Here is a 17,022-nt window from a genome sequence, read left to right on the forward strand (position 1 = left end):
CGAGCGGAGAAGGCGCACGAACCCGAGCGGCCCGGCGAGCGGGCCGCGGGCGCGTGGCGAGGCCCTCAAGTGTAAAGCAATCGCCGCGCGACTCCACCGATTCCGGACGCGCCGGCCAGCCGCGCTCAGTCTTGCTCGACCAGGATCACGTGCACGCGGTATGGGCCGTGCGCGCCGAGCACGATGGTCTGCTCGATGTCGCCGGTGCGCGAGGGCCCGCTGATGGTATTGGTGGCACGGGGCAACTCCCCGCGCTCGCTGCGCACCAGCGCGAAGGCGTCTTCCAGGCCATCGACGATGCGCGAGACCGGCACCACCGCGATATGTGTCTCGGGCAACAGCGCGGCTGACGCGAACGTCTGCGGGCCGGACAGCAGCATCAGCGAGCCGGTCTCGGCGATCGCGCAAAAACAGCCGGTGATGCCGACCATGTCGCCATGGTCGTGATCGGCCTGCGCATCGCGGATGGGTGGCCGGCACTCCACCGTCAAGCCCTGCCCTTGCCAGTCCAGCGCGGCCAGGGTGTCCCATGCCACGGCGCGGCGCCCAAGGCCGAGGCTGTCCAGGTAGCGCGCGGCCGCGGCCGGCACATCGGCCATCGTGGCCACCCGTTCCACCGTGGAGGCCATCTTCTGCGCCTGCTCGTGGAAGGCCTGGATCCGGTCCGCCGGCGCCAGCGGCCGGGGGCCGGCAGGATGGCGCGCGAGGTAATCGGCCACCGCGGCGCGCTCGCCGTTGCTCACCCCGGGCGCGCGGCCCTGGGCGGCGCGGATGCGGGCAAAGATGCGATCGCGGGCGGAGGTGGTATCCATGAGTCGATTTCCGGAGGTTGGATGCTTGGTGGCTTGGTGGCTTAGTGGATTTGGGGGCAGCGGCTGCGGCAGCGCGCTTGCATCAAGCGCTAGGCCGGCGCCTTGATGCCAAATACCTGCCGCAGGTACGCCAGGTAAGCGGGATCGTCGCACATGGTCTTCTCGGGCGTGTCCGACAGCTTGGCCACCGGCTGGCCATTGCAGCGGGTCATCTTGATGACGATCTGCAGCGGCGTGTAGCCGAGATCGTTGGTCAGGTTGGTGCCCACGCCGAAGGCAAGCCGGCAGCGCCCGCCGAAGCGTTCGTACAGCTCGATCACGCGCGGGATGTCGAGGCTGTCGCTGAAGATCAGCGTCTTGCCCAGCGGGTCGACACGGCCAGCGGCGTAGTGCGCCAGCATGCGTTCGCCCCAGGCGATGGGGTCGCCGGAATCGTGCCGCACGCCATCGAACAGCTTGCAGAAGTACAGGTCGAAATCGCGCAGGAAGGCATCGAAGCCATAGGTGTCGGACAAGGCAATGCCGAGGTCGCCGCGGTACTCCTTGGCCCACACTTCCAGCGCGAACACCTGCGAGTCGCGCAGCCGCGGCCCCAAGGCCTGGCAGGCCTGCAGGTATTCATGCGCCATGGTGCCGAGCGGGACCAGGTTGTGCAAGCGCGCGAAATGCACGTTGCTGCTGCCGGCCAATTGCGGACCGAGCACGCGCCGCATGGTCTGCAACACCTCCTCCTGCCAGTCGCGCGAGAAACGGCGGCGCGAGCCGTAGTCGGCGATCACGCAGTCGGCGTGGGCAGGCATCTTCAGCAAGGCCAGCTTGTCTTCCAGGCGCTTGCGTCCCTCGCTCCAGTCCGGCTGCGGCTGGGTGCGGCGGAAATAGACCTCGTTGACGATGGCCAGCAACGGCACCTCGAACAGGATGGTATGCAGCCACGGCCCGCGGATGGTGATCTCGATCTCGCCGCTGCCGCAGGCCGCGGGCTTGATCGTCACGTATTTCTCGTTGAGGTGGAACAGGCCGAGGAAGTCGACGAAATCGCTCTTGATAAAGCGCAGCTCGCGCAGGTATTGCAGCTCGTCCGGCGTAAAGCGGACCTGGCACAGCTGCGCCACTTCGTCGCGTATCTCGTCCACGTAGGGCGTCAGGTCGACCCCCGCGTTACGGCATTTGAAGCGGTACTCGACCTGTGCCGCCGGGAAGTGATGCAGCACCACCTGCATCATGGTGAACTTGTACAGGTCGGTGTCGAGCAAAGAGGTAATGATCATGTCGGGCCAGACGGCAGTGCCGAGTCAGAGCGCCATGCTAACCGAAAGCGCGGCGCTCAGCCCATGAAGCCGCATCGGCCATGCCGGCCGGCCTCATGCGCCATCGAGGAAAGGATCGGGCTGGCGGCCCCGCGCGCTGCCGCGCAGGCACCAAAGGACCTGCCCGCGATAGCCGGGGCAGCCAATCAGCGTGGCCTGCGCCCGGGGCACATCGGCAGGCAGCGGTTCGGCGAAGGTTGCCGAATGGGCCGTGATGCGCTCCTGGTAGACCCGCTGCGTGCCGCGGCGGAACACCAGCACCTGGACCGGCGCGCCACGCTCGGGCTGCAGGCCGGCGTCGCACGGCAGGAACCCGGCCTGGCCGCAATTGGCCATGCCCTCCCCCGCCGCCTCGACTATCACGCCGAAATCGTCCCAATCGAAGCGCGCCAGCGCGCTCAGGGATACCGGCCTGTCGCTCATCGTGCGCCACGCCATCAAGCGGGCCACCACGCTGTCCGGGGGCCCGGCCTTGGCCAGCGTCTGCGCATGCGCGGCCGGCATGGCCAGCGCCGCCAGGCATAGCAAGGCGCTCGCCGCCCGGCTGAAACCGCGGCTGCGCGACGACTCCCGGGCGGGTCTGGGCATGACGCACTCCTCACTGGGTTAGGCACGCGGCAATACCGCGCAAGCAAGCTCAGGCAAGCTCAGGCAGCATACAACGCCAACGCCGCACCGGCCAGAAAAGCACATCGGCGGACACGACGCCGGCTGCCTTGGATCAAATGCACATAAAGAAATAAGAAAACTATCTGATCTGGCTATATAGAGCGACTACCCTTGCTTAATGGCTCAGCTACAATATCGGTCTTTGATAGGCCACGGCCTTCGCTCGCGCCGCGTATGGTGAACCCAGTGACTCCAGGGTAGGCCCGCACCGGCGTGATGAGCAAGGCACAACAGGCCAAATCCATTCCCATCGAAGCCGATCCTGTTTTTCTGGAACCGAAATGACTCACGTTGTCACCGAATCCTGCATCCGTTGCCGCTATACCGACTGCGTTGACGTGTGTCCGGTCGATTGTTTCCGCGAAGGCCCCAACTTCCTCGCCATCGACCCGGATGAGTGTATCGATTGCGCGGTGTGCGTGGCGGAATGCCCGGTCAACGCGATCTACGCCGAGGAAGACGTGCCGGGCGACCAGCAACAGTTCATCGACCTGAACGCCGAGCTGGCACGCAACTGGCCTTCCATCACCAAGACCAAGGCCCCGCTGGCCGAAGCCGAGGAGTGGAAGGACACGGCCGACAAGCTGCAATACCTGCAACGCTGATACCTGCAACACCAAAAGACAGGTCAGAAAGCCGTCCCCACCCACGCGCTTTCCCGCAATGCCGGGCACGCCTGTGCCCACAACGTATCAGGACGAATATGGACTTGAGCATCCCTAACCCCGTCGCCGACGCCACCAACCACGTTGCCGCCGGCAACGCTGGCGGCGGCCACCCGCTGGAAATCGATGCGCTGATCGTCGGTGCCGGTCCGGTCGGACTCTTCCAGGTCTTCGAACTGGGCCTGCTCGAAATCAAGGCGCACGTGATCGACTCCCTCAAGGTGGTCGGCGGCCAGTGCGTGGAGCTCTATCCGGACAAGCCCATCTACGACATCCCGGCCGTGCCCATCTGCACCGGCCAGGAACTGACGGACAACCTGCTCAAGCAGATCGAGCCGTTCGAGCCGACCTTCCATCTGGGCCAGGAAGTGGCTGTGGTGGAGCGCCGCGAAGACGGCCGCTTCTTCGTCGAGACCTCGCTCGGCACCCGCTTCATCACCAAGACCATCTTCATCGCCGCCGGCGTGGGCTCGTTCCAGCCGCGCACGGTCAAGGTGGACGGCATCGACAAGTTCGACGGCAAGCAGCTGTTCTACCGCGTGAAGGATCCGAGCCGCTTCCACGGCCGCAACCTGGTCGTGGTCGGCGGCGGCGACTCCGCGCTCGACTGGACGCTGGACCTGGTCGGCAAGGCCGAATCCGTGGTGATGATCCATCGCCGCGACGGCTTCCGCGCCGCGCCGGCATCGGTCGCCAAGATGAAGGACCTGTGCGAGCAGATGGAGATGCAGTTCCTGGTGGGCCAGATCAGCGGCTACGAGGAAAAAGAGGGCCTCCTTACCGAGATCAAGGTGACGGGCGCCGACGGCGTGACCCGCCGCCTGCCGCTCGACGACCTGCTGGTGTTCTTCGGCCTGTCGCCCAAGCTGGGCCCGATCGCCGAATGGGGCCTGGACCTTGAGCGCAAGCAGGTCAAGGTGGACACGGAGAAGTTCGAGACCAACATCCCGGGCATCTTCGCGGTGGGTGACATCAACACCTACCCCGGCAAGAAGAAGCTGATCCTCTCGGGCTTCCATGAAGCCGCGCTGGCCGCCTTCGGCGCCGCGCCCTACATCTTCCCCGAGAAGAAAATCCACATGCAGTACACGACCACCTCGCCGAAGCTGCACAAGATCCTCGGCGTCGATTCGCCGGTGTTCGACTGAGCCCGGCGCGCCTGGCAAAGTGCATGGAGAAAAAAATCGCCCTTCGGGGCGATTTTTTATGGCAAAAATCCGAAAGACCTTCTATAATGCGGCCCTGCCTCGGAACATCGGGGCGGAACCAGAAGTTCCGTAGCACCGCCAGCAAGAAATTGCAGCGCAGGTATTGACGGATAAACGAGAAACTGGTTAAAATCCTTTTCTCAGCTGTTCCCTGATAGCTCAGTTGGTAGAGCGACGGACTGTTAATCCGCAGGTCGCTGGTTCGAGCCCAGCTCGGGGAGCCAAAGAATGTGAAAGGCCCGCAAGAAATTGCGGGCCTTTTCCATTTGTGCATCGGACTTCTTCGGTGCTTCGGGATCGGGATCGGGACTGCCGCAGCCCAACTGCAGAACCGCTGCGGTTCCTAGCCCCGCAGCCACATCCCGCCCTGCACTATTGCCTACTCGATCGCAATGCTGTTCTGCTTGACCAGCCGCGCCCAGCGCGTCAGCTCGGTCTGCAGGAATTGCCCGAAGTCCTGTGGACTGCTGCCGACCGGCACCACGCCAAGATCCAGCAGCCGGGCATTGACCTTGGGATCGTTGACCGCGGCCCGCACGGCCGCCGCCAGCCGCGCCACCACTTGCGGCGGCGTTCCCTTGGGCACGAACAAGCCATTCCATTCCAGTACGTCGAAGCCCGCCAGCCCGCTTTCCACCAGCGTCGGCACGTCGGGCAATGCCGGCATGCGTTTGGCGGAAGTCACCGCCAGCGCCTGCAGCTTGCCGGCCTTCACATAGGGCAAGCCAGACGCCGCGTTGGCGAAATAGGCATCGACCTGCCCACCCATCACATCGGTCAGGGCCGGCGCGCCGCCTTTGTACGGCACATGCAGCAGGTCGACCTTGGCCTGGCTCTTGAGCAGCTCGCCGACCATGTGCGCAGGGCTGCCGGGCCCGTACGACGCGTAGGTCGTCTTGCCGGGATGCTGACGTGCGTAGTCGAGGAACTCGCCAACCGTCTTGTAGGGGGCGTTGGGCGGCACCACCAGGATATTGGGCGCCGTGACCGCCAGCGAGACCGGCAGGAAATCCTTGGCCACATCGAACGGCAGCTTGCGCAGCGCCGGATTGACGACGAAGGTGGACGCGTCGTACAGCACCACATAGCCATCGGCCGGCGCCTGGGCAACCGCCGCGGCGCCGATGGTGCCGCTGGCGCCCGGCTTGTTGTCGATCACCATCTGCTGCTTGAGCAGCACGCCCATCTGGGCGGTGATGACGCGCGCCGCATTGTCCGCGCCGCCGCCTGCTGAATAGGGCACCACGACGCGAATCGGCTTGGACGGATAGCCATCCACGGCCTGTGCCGCGACCAACGCCGGCAGGCCAAGGAGCGCGGTGGCGAGCCATGCGGCAAGTTGCCGGCGCCGGCCGGCATGCGCGACCGGGGCCGATGAGGCAAAACCCGCCGGGAAGGCAAGCGAAAAAGATGACAAGAAAGCAGGCACAAGTGATGGCACGCTAGCCGGCAAACCCCGCTGCATGGATCGTCTCCGAGTTATTTTTGTGGCACGGCAGGATGCCGCGCCGATGTGATTGCGCAAGCGTACAGGATGATGCCGTCGAGCGCCGCCTAAGCGCGCCTATGCGCGCCTATGCCTGGCCCCTAGGCTGGCGCGTGCCCTGAAGGTTGCCCGAACAGGCCGCACTCGAGATCGCTCTCGAATTCCTCGATCCAGCCGGGCCCTTCGCTCGCGTCATAGGCACTCTGCGCATCCGTCGCGGGGCGCCGCACGCTGACCTGGCGCGGCGCCGGGTCGCCGTTATCGGGCTGGAAGCCTTCGTCGGTGATCTCGAAGTCGTCCGGCACAAAGCCCAGCCGTGAGCAGACGGCCACGACCGCGCGTTGCTCGTCCTCGGGGAATTGGGAAAACAGATGCTTGGCCATTGCACTCTCCCATCAAGTCGAAGCGGCGCCGCATGCCACGCGGCGCCTTTGCCCTGCCCTGCCCGGCCATTCAATGCACGCTAGCGCGTGTGCCGGCTGTTGATGACCGCCTCGGCCACGCTCGCCGGGGCTTCCGTGTAGTGCTTGAACTCCATGGTGTAGGTGGCGCGGCCCTGGGTCAGGGACCGCAGCGAGGTCGAGTAGCCGAACATGGTGGCCAGCGGCACCTCGGCACGCACCGACTTGCCGCCGCCGCCCGCGATGTCCTCCATGCCGTGCACGATGCCCCGGCGCGACGACAGGTCGCCCATCACGTTGCCGGTGAATTCCTCGGGCGTTTCGACCTCCACTGCCATCATCGGCTCGAGCAGGATCGGCTTGGCGCGGCGCATGCCCTCCTTGAACGCCATCGAGCCGGCCATGCGGAATGCATTCTCGTTCGAGTCGACATCGTGATAGGAGCCGAATACCAGCGTGGCCCTGACATCCACCACCGGGTAGCCTGCCAGCACGCCCGACGCCAGCGTTTCCCGGATACCCTTGTCCACGGCGGGAATGAACTCGCGCGGCACCACGCCGCCCTTGATGGCATCGACAAACTCATAGCCCTTGCCCGGCGCCTGCGGCTCCAGATCGAGCACCACGTGGCCGTACTGGCCGCGCCCGCCTGACTGCTTGACGAACTTGCCTTCGATGTCCTTCACCCCCTGCTTGATGGTCTCGCGGTAGGCCACCTGCGGCTTGCCGACCGAGGCCTCCACGCCAAACTCGCGGCGCATGCGATCCACCAGGATTTCCAGGTGGAGCTCGCCCATGCCGGAGATAATGGTCTGGCCGGACTCCTCGTCGGTATGCACGCGGAACGAGGGATCCTCTTGCGCCAGGCGATTCAGCGCCAGGCCCATCTTCTCCTGGTCGGCCTTGGTCTTGGGCTCGACCGCCTGGGAGATCACCGGGTCCGGGAAGCTCATGCGCTCGAGGATGATCACGTGATCGGGATCGCACAGCGTGTCGCCAGTGGTCGCCTCCTTCAGCCCCACCGCCGCGGCAATGTCGCCAGCGCGCACTTCCTTGATTTCACTGCGCACGTTGGCATGCATCTGCAGGATCCGTCCCAGCCGCTCCTTCTTCTCCTTGACCGGGTTGTAGACCGTGTCGCCGGAGTTCACCACGCCCGAGTAGACGCGGAAGAAGATCAGCTGCCCGACGAAGGGATCGGTCATGATCTTGAAGGCCAGCGCGGAGAACGGCTCGTCGTCATTGGGATGGCGCTCGGCCTCCTTGTCGTCCTCGGTATGGCCGAGAATCGCGGGCACGTCCGCCGGCGACGGCAGGTAGTCGATCACCGCATCGAGCAGCGTCTGCACGCCCTTGTTCTTGAACGCGCTGCCGCACAGCATCGGCACGATCTCGTTGGCGACGGTGCGCTTGCGCAGCGCCGCCCTGATCTCGTCCTCCGTCAGCGGCTCGCCGCCGAGGTATTTGTGCAGCAGCTCATCGCTGGCCTCCGCCGCGGCCTCGACCATCTTCTCGCGCCACTCCTTGGCCAGCTCCAGCAGTTCGGGCGGCACCTCGCGATATTCGAAGTGCAGCCCCTGGCTGATGTCGTCCCAGACGGTGGCCTTCATCTTGACCAGGTCGATCACGCCCTGGAAGCCTTCCTCGGCGCCGATCGGTATCTGGATCGGCACCGGCGTGCCCTTGAGCCGGTCGGCAATCTGCGAGCGCACCCGGAAGAAGTCCGCGCCGACGCGGTCCATCTTGTTGACAAAGGCGATGCGCGGCACCTTGTACTTGTTGGCCTGGCGCCAGACCGTTTCCGACTGCGGCTGCACGCCGCCCACCGCATCGTAGACCATGCATGCGCCATCGAGCACGCGCATCGAACGCTCTACCTCGATGGTGAAATCCACGTGCCCGGGGGTGTCGATGATATTGATGCGATGTTCAGGATAATTGCCGGCCATCCCCTTCCAGAACGCCGTGGTGGCGGCCGAGGTGATGGTGATGCCGCGCTCCTGCTCCTGCTCCATCCAGTCCATGGTGGCCGCGCCGTCATGGACTTCGCCGATCTTGTGGTTGACCCCGGTGTAGAAGAGGATGCGTTCGGTGGTGGTGGTCTTGCCAGCGTCGATGTGCGCGCTGATACCGATGTTCCGATAGCGCTCGATGGGGGTTTTGCGGCTCACGGTGATCTCCTGGTAGGCATCACTCAAAAGAGTAACACTTCTACAGGCGCCGCATCGTACGGTAAGCCATGGGCGGCTTGCCGGGCCGCCACAGCCATTGGCGGCCCACGTCTCGCTGGCTCATCAGCCGGTAAAAAGTACCGCCCGCATCACGTTCACCCCGGATCGTTCCCCGCCGGGGCTAGGCGCGGCCAGCACGGCACCGAGGCCTGCGGCCCGCACAATGCCTCGGCCAATGGTTGCAATGATGGAAGGCATGCTCATCATGACTTGAAATCCCAGCTCATCTGCTCGAGGATGCCGACGCCGCGCGAGGTGCGCATGCATTCGCTGACGTAGTCCGTGATCGACAAGGGCTCGAAATCGATCTCCTCCCGGATGCGCCCGTTGTCAAAGACATAGCCGAGCTCGGCAAAGCCCGCGTACAGCCGCAGCGCGCGCTCGATCAGGCGCCGGTTGCTGATGCGCTCCTTGCGTGCTACGTCGCTCGCCAGCGCGGGGAGTTCGCTGGGCGGGCATAGACGGTAGGCGGGCGCGTCCTCGCTCAAGGCTGCCTCGTCCATGGCGGCGATCACCTGCGCAATGGTTGGCGCGCGCGCTCCGGCCGAAAGATGGTAGGCATCGAAGCGCAGCTCGGGCTTTACCGCCAACTGCAGCAAGGCCCGCGCGCAGTCGTCCACGGCGATCACGTCGATGCGGGTATGCGGGCCCGTGGTATAGCGGCGCGACTGGTGGATGATCCGGAAAAGCCAGAAGATGCTGGCCGAGGGCTGCGTGCCCAGCACGGTGTGCCCCACCACGATGGAGGGGCGCGCCACCACCAGCGGCAGGTCGGGCAAGCTGTTGCGCAGCAGCACCTCCACTTCCTGCTTGCTGCGCGTGTAAGACACCAGGTGGCTGAGATAGCTGGTGCCGCCATGGCCGGCATCCCGCTCGGCAATCCTCGGCCCGCGCTGCGTGCCGCAAGCCATGGCGGTACCGACATGGACGAAGCGCCGCAAGGCCGCGCTGCCGGCAAAGCGCGAGGCAAAACGCAAGGTATCGCGCACGTTGATGCGCGTGACCTGCGCATCGGCGGAGAACGAGGCCAGCGCGGCGCAGTTGATGACATGGGTGACGCCCGCCAGCCGCGCCTGTGTGGCAGGCGCGAAATCGCTGTCAAGCGCGCCAAGCAACACGTTGTCCTCGGTGAGCCAGTCCACCCGGCTGCGCAACAGGCCGCACTGGATGGCGTTTTCGCGCAAGCGAGCCAATGCGTCCGCGGCATCCACGCCGCGCACCAGGCAGAGCAAGCGCCGGGCCAGACCGGCGTTGACGGCGGCCACCATCACGTTGCCGCCGATAAAGCCGGTGGCGCCTGTCAGCAGCAGGGAGCCGACGCCGGGCAGGCGTGTGTCGCAGGCACGCGCACGGGCGGCAAGATCCTGCGCGGGCAGGCTGGCGTGCCAATCCCACATCATGGCGTTCTCCTCAGAATGTGTAATTGACCGAACTCATGCCGAAGTACGACTGCTTGCTCTGCACGATCGGGCTCTTCGCGGCGTCCCCGAGCAGGCGTGTCGCCGCCACCAAGGTGCGCACCGACCATTCCTTCGAGAGCGTGTAGTTCCATGCGAGCGACAGCGTCGCGGCATCGAAGCCGGCCTTGGGGGCGTACTGACTAAAGGCGCTGTTGGCGGCCTGTGCATCGGTCACGCCAAAGAGGGTCTGCATGTAGCGGCCCGAGCCGTAGTGCAGGCTCGGCCCGAGTGTCACGATGTGCGCGCCCGACTGGATCACCGGCACCACCAGATCGATGTGCCCGCTCAGCCCGCGTTCGCGATGCGTCAGTGGCGCGTCCAGCGTCACGCTCAGCGTGGTGTCGCCGTACACGCGCGCGCCGAGCTGGAACGCGCCCATCAGCGAGCCCGGAATGTTGCCCATGCCCTTAAGGTGATCCGAGCCCGGCAGGTCCGCGCGGTTCTTGTCGGTACGGCCCAGCGCGTAGCCGAGCGAGGCCGTGGCAAACATGCCGTTGCCGAACTTGTAGGTATAGCCAGCGCCTTGCAGCAAATCGATGAAGGCACCGTTGCCGAAGTCGGCGCGCAGCACCGGCGCGCCGACGGCCCGGTAGTCGCGGCTTCCCGCGTAGCGCGGGGCGGCGCCGGCGGCCAGGCCAACGGAGTACGTTCTTTCCGCGTGCGCTGCCGGGCAGAGGCTCGCCAGCGCGGCCACGAGAAACGCGCCCTTGTATGCGCCTTGGTACGCGCCCCTGTACGCGACCGGCAACCTTGCCACGCCCCACTGATTTCTTGCTTGCTGTTCCACGGCTGCTCCGCCTTGATGTCGAAGCACGCAGATTAGGGATGGCGCGCCGGGCTGTCTGTCCTGAAATCGCGCGAAATCTTGTTCAATTGTGCGAATTTGTCTTGAAGCGTCTCCAACACCCAATGCAGGTCGTTCGCCGGATAGAATCGGCACTTTTCTGCCCCAGGGAGCCCTGTCATGAGCGATGCCATGGCCAAGTACAAGGTATTGCTGGTCGAGGACGATGATCGCCTCGCGCAGCTTGTCAGCGAATATCTGGGCAACTACGAATTCGTGGTGGAGGTAGTGCGGCGTGGCGATATCGCGGTGGCCGCCGTCCAGGCCCTGCGGCCAGCGCTGGTGATCCTCGACCTGATGCTGCCGCATATGGACGGCATGGAAGTGTGTCGCGGCATTCGCGCGTTCTCGCGCGTGCCCGTGCTCATCCTGACCGCACGCGTCGATACGTACGACCAGGTGGCGGGGCTGGAGATCGGCGCCGACGACTATGTGGTCAAGCCCATCGAGCCAAGGCTGCTGGTGGCGCGCGCCCGCGCCCTGCTGCGGCGCGCCGCCGCAGAGCGGGTTGCCGAGACCGCCGCGCCTGCGCAGCGGGACCATGAACTGGTGTTCGGCGCGCTGGTGATCTCGCCGCCGAACCGGCAGGTGACATGGCGCGGGCAGGAGGTGGACCTGAAGACCACCGAGTTCAACCTGCTGCTGATCCTGGCGCGCGCCGCCGGCACCGTGCTCAGCCGGGACGACATCCTCAAGGCCTTGCGCGGCATCGAGTTCGACGGCATCGACCGCACCGTCGACTCTGGCATCTCGCGGCTGCGCCGCCGCTTCGAGGATGCCTCGCCCGAGCCGCACAAGATCAAGACCATCTGGGGCCGCGGCTACCTGTTCAGCCCTTCGGCATGGGAAGAATAAATGGTCCGCTCGCTACTCAAGCTCTATCTGCTGGTGATCCTGGCCGCGGCCGCCGCGGTGACCGCCATCAACACCACCTTCATCCCGCTGTTCCATGAGCATTTCACCGAGACCGAACGGGAAAACCGCAAAGGCTATGCCTTTACGCTATCCCAATACCTTGGGCCGCAACAGGGCAAGGACCGCGACGCCGCGCTTGCCATCCTGCAAGAGCAGGCGCGCGAGAAGTTCGACCTGGTCGACGCCGCCAGCCTGACCCACCTCAATGCTCAGCAGCTTGCCGACCTCGCCGGCGGCAAGCTGGTGCTCAGCTACGACGCCAAGGATTACTACCTGCCGCTGCGCGACGGCCAGATCCTGCACGCGCTCAGCGAGGAAGACGACCACACCAACATCTCCGTGCTGGCCTACGCCTTGATCGCGCTCGCCACCTTGCTGTCGATCATCGCCTGGGTGTGGTACCACTGGCGCGACCTGGACAAGCTGCAGCAGACGGCAAGGGATTTCGGCAACGGCAAGCTGTCGACCCGCGCCAACCTGCCCAGGCGCTCCAACATCTCCGCACTGGCCAAGCAATTCAATGAGATGGCCGAACAGATCGAAGCTTCGATCGTGCACCAGCGCGAAATGATGCACGGCATCTCGCATGAGCTGAAAACGCCAATCGCGCGGCTGGAGTTCGGCATCGCGCTGCTGCAGTCGGCCGGCACGGGCGAAGCGGAGCAGGCGCGCCAGGCGCTGCGGCTGGAAGACCTGCGCCGCGACGTGCGCGAGCTCGACGAACTGGTCACCGAGCTGCTGACGCTCGGCCAGCTTGAGCAGGGCGCGGCGCCGATGATGCTGATGCGGGTTTCGGTGAGCGAGCTGATCGACAGTGTCGCGGCCAGCGTGGCCAACGAGGTGGCGGATAAGAAACTCACGCTGTCGGCCTATGCCAGCGGCCCTGAGCCGCACCACGTCTGCGATCCGCGGCTGGTGGCGCGGGCGCTACTCAACCTTTGCCGCAACGCCACCCGCTACGCGCGCAACGCCATCCACCTGCACGCCGAGACCGACGCGGCAGGCACCTTGACCCTGACGGTGGAGGACGATGGCCCCGGCGTTGCGCCGGAGGAGCGCGCCCGCATTTTCGAGCCCTTCCACCGGCCCGATTCCAGCCGCAACCGGCACACCGGGGGGTTCGGCCTGGGGCTGGCCATTGTGCGGCGCATCGCGCTGCTGCATGGCGGCCAGGTCGGGCTGCACAGCGGCAGCGAGGGCGGCGCGCGCTTCGTGATCACCTTGCCAGCCATGGACGAGCCCGCCATGCCCGGCAGGCCGGCGATTTGAGGAGCGCCCATGAAATGGTCAACGATCGCTGCCGTGCTGCTCTCGTGGATGGGCGCCTGCGCCGCCGCCGGTTGGCTGGCGATGGCGTTCTCCGGCCTGACGGCGCAGGGGTAGCGCGGTAGTGACGCAATCTGCCCGCGCAACAAAACAAAAAGCCCGCCGGGACTGCCGGCGGGCTTTTTAGTAGAATACGTCTGGTTGCGGGGACAGGACTTGAACCTGCGACCTTCGGGTTATGAGCCCGACGAGCTGCCAACTGCTCCACCCCGCGTCAGAGGGGCGTACTATACGCCACCCTGACGGATTTGCAAAGCGCTTTAGGCACTCTTTCTTGACAGCGTTTACGTAAACGTGTAAAAGCAAGTGGGCGCATTCTTTGCGCCCAAAAAAAGGATTTTTCCATGGAAACTGGTACCGTCAAGTTCTTCAACGCCCAGAAGGGTTTTGGCTTCATCACCCCGGACGCTGGTGGCAAGGACTTGTTCGTCCACATCTCTCAGGTTCGCGGGGGTGCTCCGCTGCAAGATAACCAGCGAGTGCAATACCAGTCGCAACAGGGCAAGAAGGGTCCTGAAGCGGCCAATGTTTCCCCCGTTTGAACCCGCCGCTTTGCGGCAAAGCTAAAGGACAGAATTGACTAAGATCGTCTTGAAACCAGGTGAGCCCGTTGAAGTTGCAATGCGGCGTTTCCGTCGGGCCATCCTCCAGACCGGCCTGATCGTTGAACTCAAGAGCCGTACCGCTTACGAGAAGCCCACGACCGAGCGCAAGCGCAAGAAGAAAGCCGCGGAATCGCGCCTTCGCAAACGCCTGCGCATGCAGATGTTGCCGAAGAAGATGTACTGATTTCGGCACAGCAAGCGGCGAGCGCGCTTCGACGCGTTTCTGCCGCAGGCCGCATAAATCCGCCAGTCATTGCCTGGCGGATTTTTCTTGTTTTAGCGGCGCCGTCGGATGTCCGGCCCTTCGTGGCCTGACAACCGCCGACCGGCCCTGATACCGCCCTGCCCATCGTTCCGCCTGGATCGAGCGCGGCCGGCGCAATGCTTGCGTTCGCCCTTTGCGCGCGACACGGCTAGCACTTTGACTCCCCACCGTTTTTTGAATTATCCCGGACACACGTGCGTGTTGCCGCCAACTTGCCTCGCATTCAAGCCACGGCGCTTGGCGCTGGCGACAGGCAAAAAGCAGGCCGCACGATGGCGGCCCGCCTGGTCGGCAACTCCCGCTACATCACCCGCTACATCAGCTGCGTGCCGCAATCAGCGCGCCCGCGCCAATCAGCGTAATGCCACCCGCGCGCTGCACATTGGCCTGTGCGCGCTGGGTGGTAAGGCGCTTGGCCAGCGCACGCGCCAGCAGCGCGTAGATCGCCGCGTTGGCGGTGGCCATCACAACGAAGGTGGGAATCAGCACCGCGGCCTGCGGCCAGAAGGCCAGGCGCGCATCGAGGAACTGCGGCACGAAGGCCACGAAGAACACGATGCTCTTGGGGTTGAGCGCGGTCACCAGCCATGCCTTGGCAAAGCGCTGGCGGCTGCTCCCGGACTGTGCCGTGACCGCCATCGCGCCGGCACGCGAGGCGCCTCGCAAGGCCTGGATGCCCAGGTAGACCAGGTAAGCCGCACCAGCCCACTTCAACGCCGTGAACAGGGCCGCAGAGGTGGCCAGTACCGCGCCGAGGCCGGCCATCGACAGTGTGAACGCGGTCAGGTCGCCCGCGGCAACGCCGGCCACGGTGGCATAGGCGGAGCGGCCGCGATGGGCAAGCGCATCGCCGATCACAAGCAGGATGGTCGGGCCGGGAATGATGAGCACGACGATGCTTGTCAACACAAAGGCCAGCCAGTGTTCGAAGGACATTGCGACTCCGGGTCTTATCGATTGGGGTGCCCGACGGGCGACACACAAGTATAAGCAAGGTGGCTGGCTGCTGAAAGCGGCGCCGGCCTTGCCGCAGATCAGCCTGCCGGCATCGGAAAGACCAGGCAGGTGGTCGTGGCGTAAGCGTAGAGCTTTCCCTGCGTGTCGACGATGCGGCCCTCGGCAATGCCGATCTGCGTGGTCAGGCTGATCACCTTGCCTTCCGCACGGATCGGGCCCGTCTTCGCGGTCAGCGGGCGCACGTAGTTCACCTTCAGTTCCAGGGTGGTGTAGCCCTTGCCGGCCGGCAGCATGGTGTGGACAGCACAACCCACGCAGGAATCGAGCAGGGTCGCGGCGTAGCCGCCATGCACGCTGCCGATCGGGTTGTAATGCTGCGGCCCGGGCGTGCCCTGGAAGACGAAGCGCCCCGGCTCGAACTCCACCGGCACGAAACCCATCAGTTGCCCGATCGGCACACCCGGTATCCTGCCCGCCAGCATATCCTCGAAAAACTGCAGGCCAGCGCGTTCCCCCAACTGCGCGAGCGATACCACCCCCGGCTCGGCCAGGCTCGCGCGCACTTTGCGTTCCGCCTCTTGCCACTGGGCCAGCAGGTCTTCTGCGCTCATTGTCTCGTCTCCATCGCTTGTTCCGATTATTGTTTTCGTGCTGCGCGCCGGCAGGCTCAACGAGGCCTGGTTTGCACGCCGGCGCGAACCATCAAGATAACCGCATCCGCGCATTCTTGCTGCAGCGCGCCACAAAGCATCCTCGCTGCTGCCTGCATAATGGTGGATATTGCGCCCGCGGCGCGCCCAACTCCCGCTCCTGCCTTGACTGCCATTCTTGAACTACGCAATGTAAGCAAGCAATACGGCGACACCGTCGTGGTCGACGATCTCAGCCTGAGCGTGCAACGCGGCCAGTGCTTCGGCCTGCTGGGCCCGAACGGCGCCGGCAAGACCACCACGCTGCGCCTGCTGCTGGGACTGACCACGCCGGCGTGCGGCACGCTCACCCTGTGCGGCGAGCCGATTCCACAGCGCGCGCCGCAGGCTCGCATGCGAGTGGGCGTGGTGCCGCAGTTCGACAACCTCGACCCGGATTTCACGGTGGTCGAGAACCTGCGGATCTTTGGACGCTACTTCGGCCTGGAGCGCGCCGTGATCGAGGAGCGCGTGCCCGCGCTGCTGGAGTTCGCGCGGCTGGAGAGCCGTGCCAAGGCGCAGGTACGAGACCTGTCGGGCGGCATGCGCCGGCGGCTGACGGTCGCTCGCGCATTGATCAACGACCCCGACCTGCTGGTGATGGACGAGCCCACCACCGGGCTGGACCCGCAGGCGCGCCACCTCATCTGGGAGCGCCTGAAGTCGCTGCTGGCCAACGGCAAGACCATCCTGCTGACGACGCACTTCATGGAAGAAGCCGAGCGCCTGTGCAACTACCTGTGCGTGATCGACAGCGGCCGCAAGATCGCCGAGGGCAAGCCGCATGAGCTGATCGACAGCCAGATCGGCTGCGACGTGGTGGAAGTGTATGGCGACAACCTGGAGCCCCTGCGCGGCGAGCTGCACCCGCTTGCCACCCGTACCGAGATGAGCGGCGAGACGCTGTTTTGCTACGTCAAGGAGCCCGCGCCATTGCTGGCGGCGCTGCACGGCCGCAACGGCGTGCGTTACCTGCACCGCCCCGCCAACCTGGAGGACGTCTTCCTCAAGCTGACCGGCCGCGAGATGCGCGACTGAGGCGTGACTGATGCGCACCGACGCGCAACCGACAACGGATTGAACATGAGCGAACAAGACCCCCGCCCTGCCACCACGCCAGCCGCCGCCACCGCCGCCACCGCTGCCACCGCCGCGCTGCCCGGCGCCGGGCAGCGGCAGCAC

Annotated in this window: 17 protein-coding genes and 2 tRNA genes; 8 read left to right on the forward strand and 11 right to left on the reverse strand. The window is 65.3% G+C overall.

The window, feature by feature from the left end; translation table 11 throughout:
• Positions 1–125: 125 nt before the first annotated feature.
• The 3 genes from ACYP5B_RS37065 to ACYP5B_RS37075 all read right to left on the reverse strand — a co-directional run bounded on the left by ACYP5B_RS37065 (position 126) and on the right by ACYP5B_RS37075 (position 2,707).
• Entirely contained in the window at positions 126–812 is a 687-nt protein-coding gene (locus tag ACYP5B_RS37065; RefSeq protein WP_400101138.1) for a LutC/YkgG family protein, read from the reverse strand.
• An 89-nt stretch (positions 813–901) separates the two neighbouring features.
• Positions 902–2,080, reverse strand: coding sequence for a nicotinate phosphoribosyltransferase (gene pncB, locus ACYP5B_RS37070; protein ID WP_400101136.1), 1,179 nt, complete (start codon positions 2,078–2,080; stop codon positions 902–904).
• Positions 2,081–2,173: 93 nt separating this feature from the next.
• Positions 2,174–2,707 (reverse strand): hypothetical protein, encoded by a 534-nt coding sequence (locus ACYP5B_RS37075; protein WP_400101134.1) that lies wholly within the window; start codon positions 2,705–2,707, stop codon positions 2,174–2,176.
• 362 nt (positions 2,708–3,069) lie between these two features.
• Between ACYP5B_RS37075 and fdxA the strand changes: the two genes are divergently transcribed.
• From fdxA to ACYP5B_RS37090, 3 genes are all read left to right on the forward strand, one after another.
• Positions 3,070–3,393 (forward strand): ferredoxin FdxA, encoded by a 324-nt coding sequence (gene fdxA, locus ACYP5B_RS37080; protein WP_267603796.1) that lies wholly within the window; start codon positions 3,070–3,072, stop codon positions 3,391–3,393.
• Between the two features lie 98 nt (positions 3,394–3,491).
• Positions 3,492–4,601 carry an NAD(P)/FAD-dependent oxidoreductase gene (locus ACYP5B_RS37085; protein ID WP_318231415.1) on the forward strand — a complete coding sequence of 370 codons (1,110 nt, stop codon included), beginning with the start codon at positions 3,492–3,494 and terminating at the stop codon, positions 4,599–4,601.
• Between the two features lie 208 nt (positions 4,602–4,809).
• Positions 4,810–4,885 (forward strand) — tRNA-Asn (locus tag ACYP5B_RS37090).
• Positions 4,886–5,040: 155 nt separating this feature from the next.
• Here the strand turns inward: ACYP5B_RS37090 and ACYP5B_RS37095 are convergent.
• The 5 genes from ACYP5B_RS37095 to ACYP5B_RS37115 all read right to left on the reverse strand — a co-directional run bounded on the left by ACYP5B_RS37095 (position 5,041) and on the right by ACYP5B_RS37115 (position 11,026).
• Positions 5,041–5,967: a tripartite tricarboxylate transporter substrate binding protein gene (locus tag ACYP5B_RS37095; protein ID WP_400101155.1), complete on the reverse strand. Its 927-nt coding sequence runs from the start codon at positions 5,965–5,967 to the stop codon at positions 5,041–5,043.
• Between the two features lie 281 nt (positions 5,968–6,248).
• Positions 6,249–6,530 (reverse strand): hypothetical protein, encoded by a 282-nt coding sequence (locus ACYP5B_RS37100; RefSeq protein WP_400101131.1) that lies wholly within the window; start codon positions 6,528–6,530, stop codon positions 6,249–6,251.
• Positions 6,531–6,610: 80 nt separating this feature from the next.
• Positions 6,611–8,719, reverse strand: coding sequence for an elongation factor G (gene fusA / locus ACYP5B_RS37105; RefSeq protein ID WP_400101129.1), 2,109 nt, complete (start codon positions 8,717–8,719; stop codon positions 6,611–6,613).
• 263 nt (positions 8,720–8,982) lie between these two features.
• Positions 8,983–10,179 carry an SDR family oxidoreductase gene (locus ACYP5B_RS37110; protein ID WP_459572896.1) on the reverse strand — a complete coding sequence of 399 codons (1,197 nt, stop codon included), beginning with the start codon at positions 10,177–10,179 and terminating at the stop codon, positions 8,983–8,985.
• Positions 10,180–10,189: 10 nt separating this feature from the next.
• On the reverse strand, positions 10,190–11,026 hold the full coding sequence (locus ACYP5B_RS37115) for a MipA/OmpV family protein (protein ID WP_400102958.1): 837 nt from the start codon (positions 11,024–11,026) through the stop codon (positions 10,190–10,192).
• A 177-nt stretch (positions 11,027–11,203) separates the two neighbouring features.
• Between ACYP5B_RS37115 and ACYP5B_RS37120 the strand changes: the two genes are divergently transcribed.
• Both ACYP5B_RS37120 and ACYP5B_RS37125 read left to right on the forward strand, forming a co-directional pair.
• On the forward strand, positions 11,204–11,938 hold the full coding sequence (locus tag ACYP5B_RS37120; protein WP_459572897.1) for a response regulator: 735 nt from the start codon (positions 11,204–11,206) through the stop codon (positions 11,936–11,938).
• Positions 11,939–13,267, forward strand: coding sequence for an ATP-binding protein (locus ACYP5B_RS37125; protein WP_459572898.1), 1,329 nt, complete (start codon positions 11,939–11,941; stop codon positions 13,265–13,267).
• Positions 13,268–13,462: 195 nt separating this feature from the next.
• Here ACYP5B_RS37125 and ACYP5B_RS37130 read toward each other — a convergent pair.
• Positions 13,463–13,538 (reverse strand) — tRNA-Met (locus ACYP5B_RS37130).
• Positions 13,539–13,668: 130 nt separating this feature from the next.
• Between ACYP5B_RS37130 and ACYP5B_RS37135 the strand changes: the two genes are divergently transcribed.
• Entirely contained in the window at positions 13,669–13,866 is a 198-nt protein-coding gene (locus ACYP5B_RS37135) for a cold-shock protein (protein WP_006158572.1), read from the forward strand.
• 34 nt (positions 13,867–13,900) lie between these two features.
• Positions 13,901–14,113, forward strand: coding sequence for a 30S ribosomal protein S21 (gene rpsU / locus ACYP5B_RS37140; RefSeq protein WP_006158571.1), 213 nt, complete (start codon positions 13,901–13,903; stop codon positions 14,111–14,113).
• Positions 14,114–14,512: 399 nt separating this feature from the next.
• Here rpsU and ACYP5B_RS37145 read toward each other — a convergent pair whose 3' ends face one another.
• Together ACYP5B_RS37145 and ACYP5B_RS37150 are read right to left on the reverse strand one after the other, a co-directional pair.
• Positions 14,513–15,130, reverse strand: a complete 618-nt coding sequence (locus ACYP5B_RS37145; RefSeq protein ID WP_267603802.1) for a LysE family translocator — start codon at positions 15,128–15,130, stop codon at positions 14,513–14,515.
• Between the two features lie 98 nt (positions 15,131–15,228).
• Positions 15,229–15,762 (reverse strand): PaaI family thioesterase, encoded by a 534-nt coding sequence (locus ACYP5B_RS37150; RefSeq protein ID WP_318231422.1) that lies wholly within the window; start codon positions 15,760–15,762, stop codon positions 15,229–15,231.
• A 204-nt stretch (positions 15,763–15,966) separates the two neighbouring features.
• Here ACYP5B_RS37150 and nodI point away from each other — a divergent pair, with 204 nt between their 5' ends.
• Positions 15,967–16,878: a nodulation factor ABC transporter ATP-binding protein NodI gene (nodI, locus tag ACYP5B_RS37155; protein ID WP_400102951.1), complete on the forward strand. Its 912-nt coding sequence runs from the start codon at positions 15,967–15,969 to the stop codon at positions 16,876–16,878.
• Positions 16,879–17,022 lie beyond the last annotated feature (144 nt).

Source organism: Cupriavidus sp. 8B (assembly GCF_054589115.1).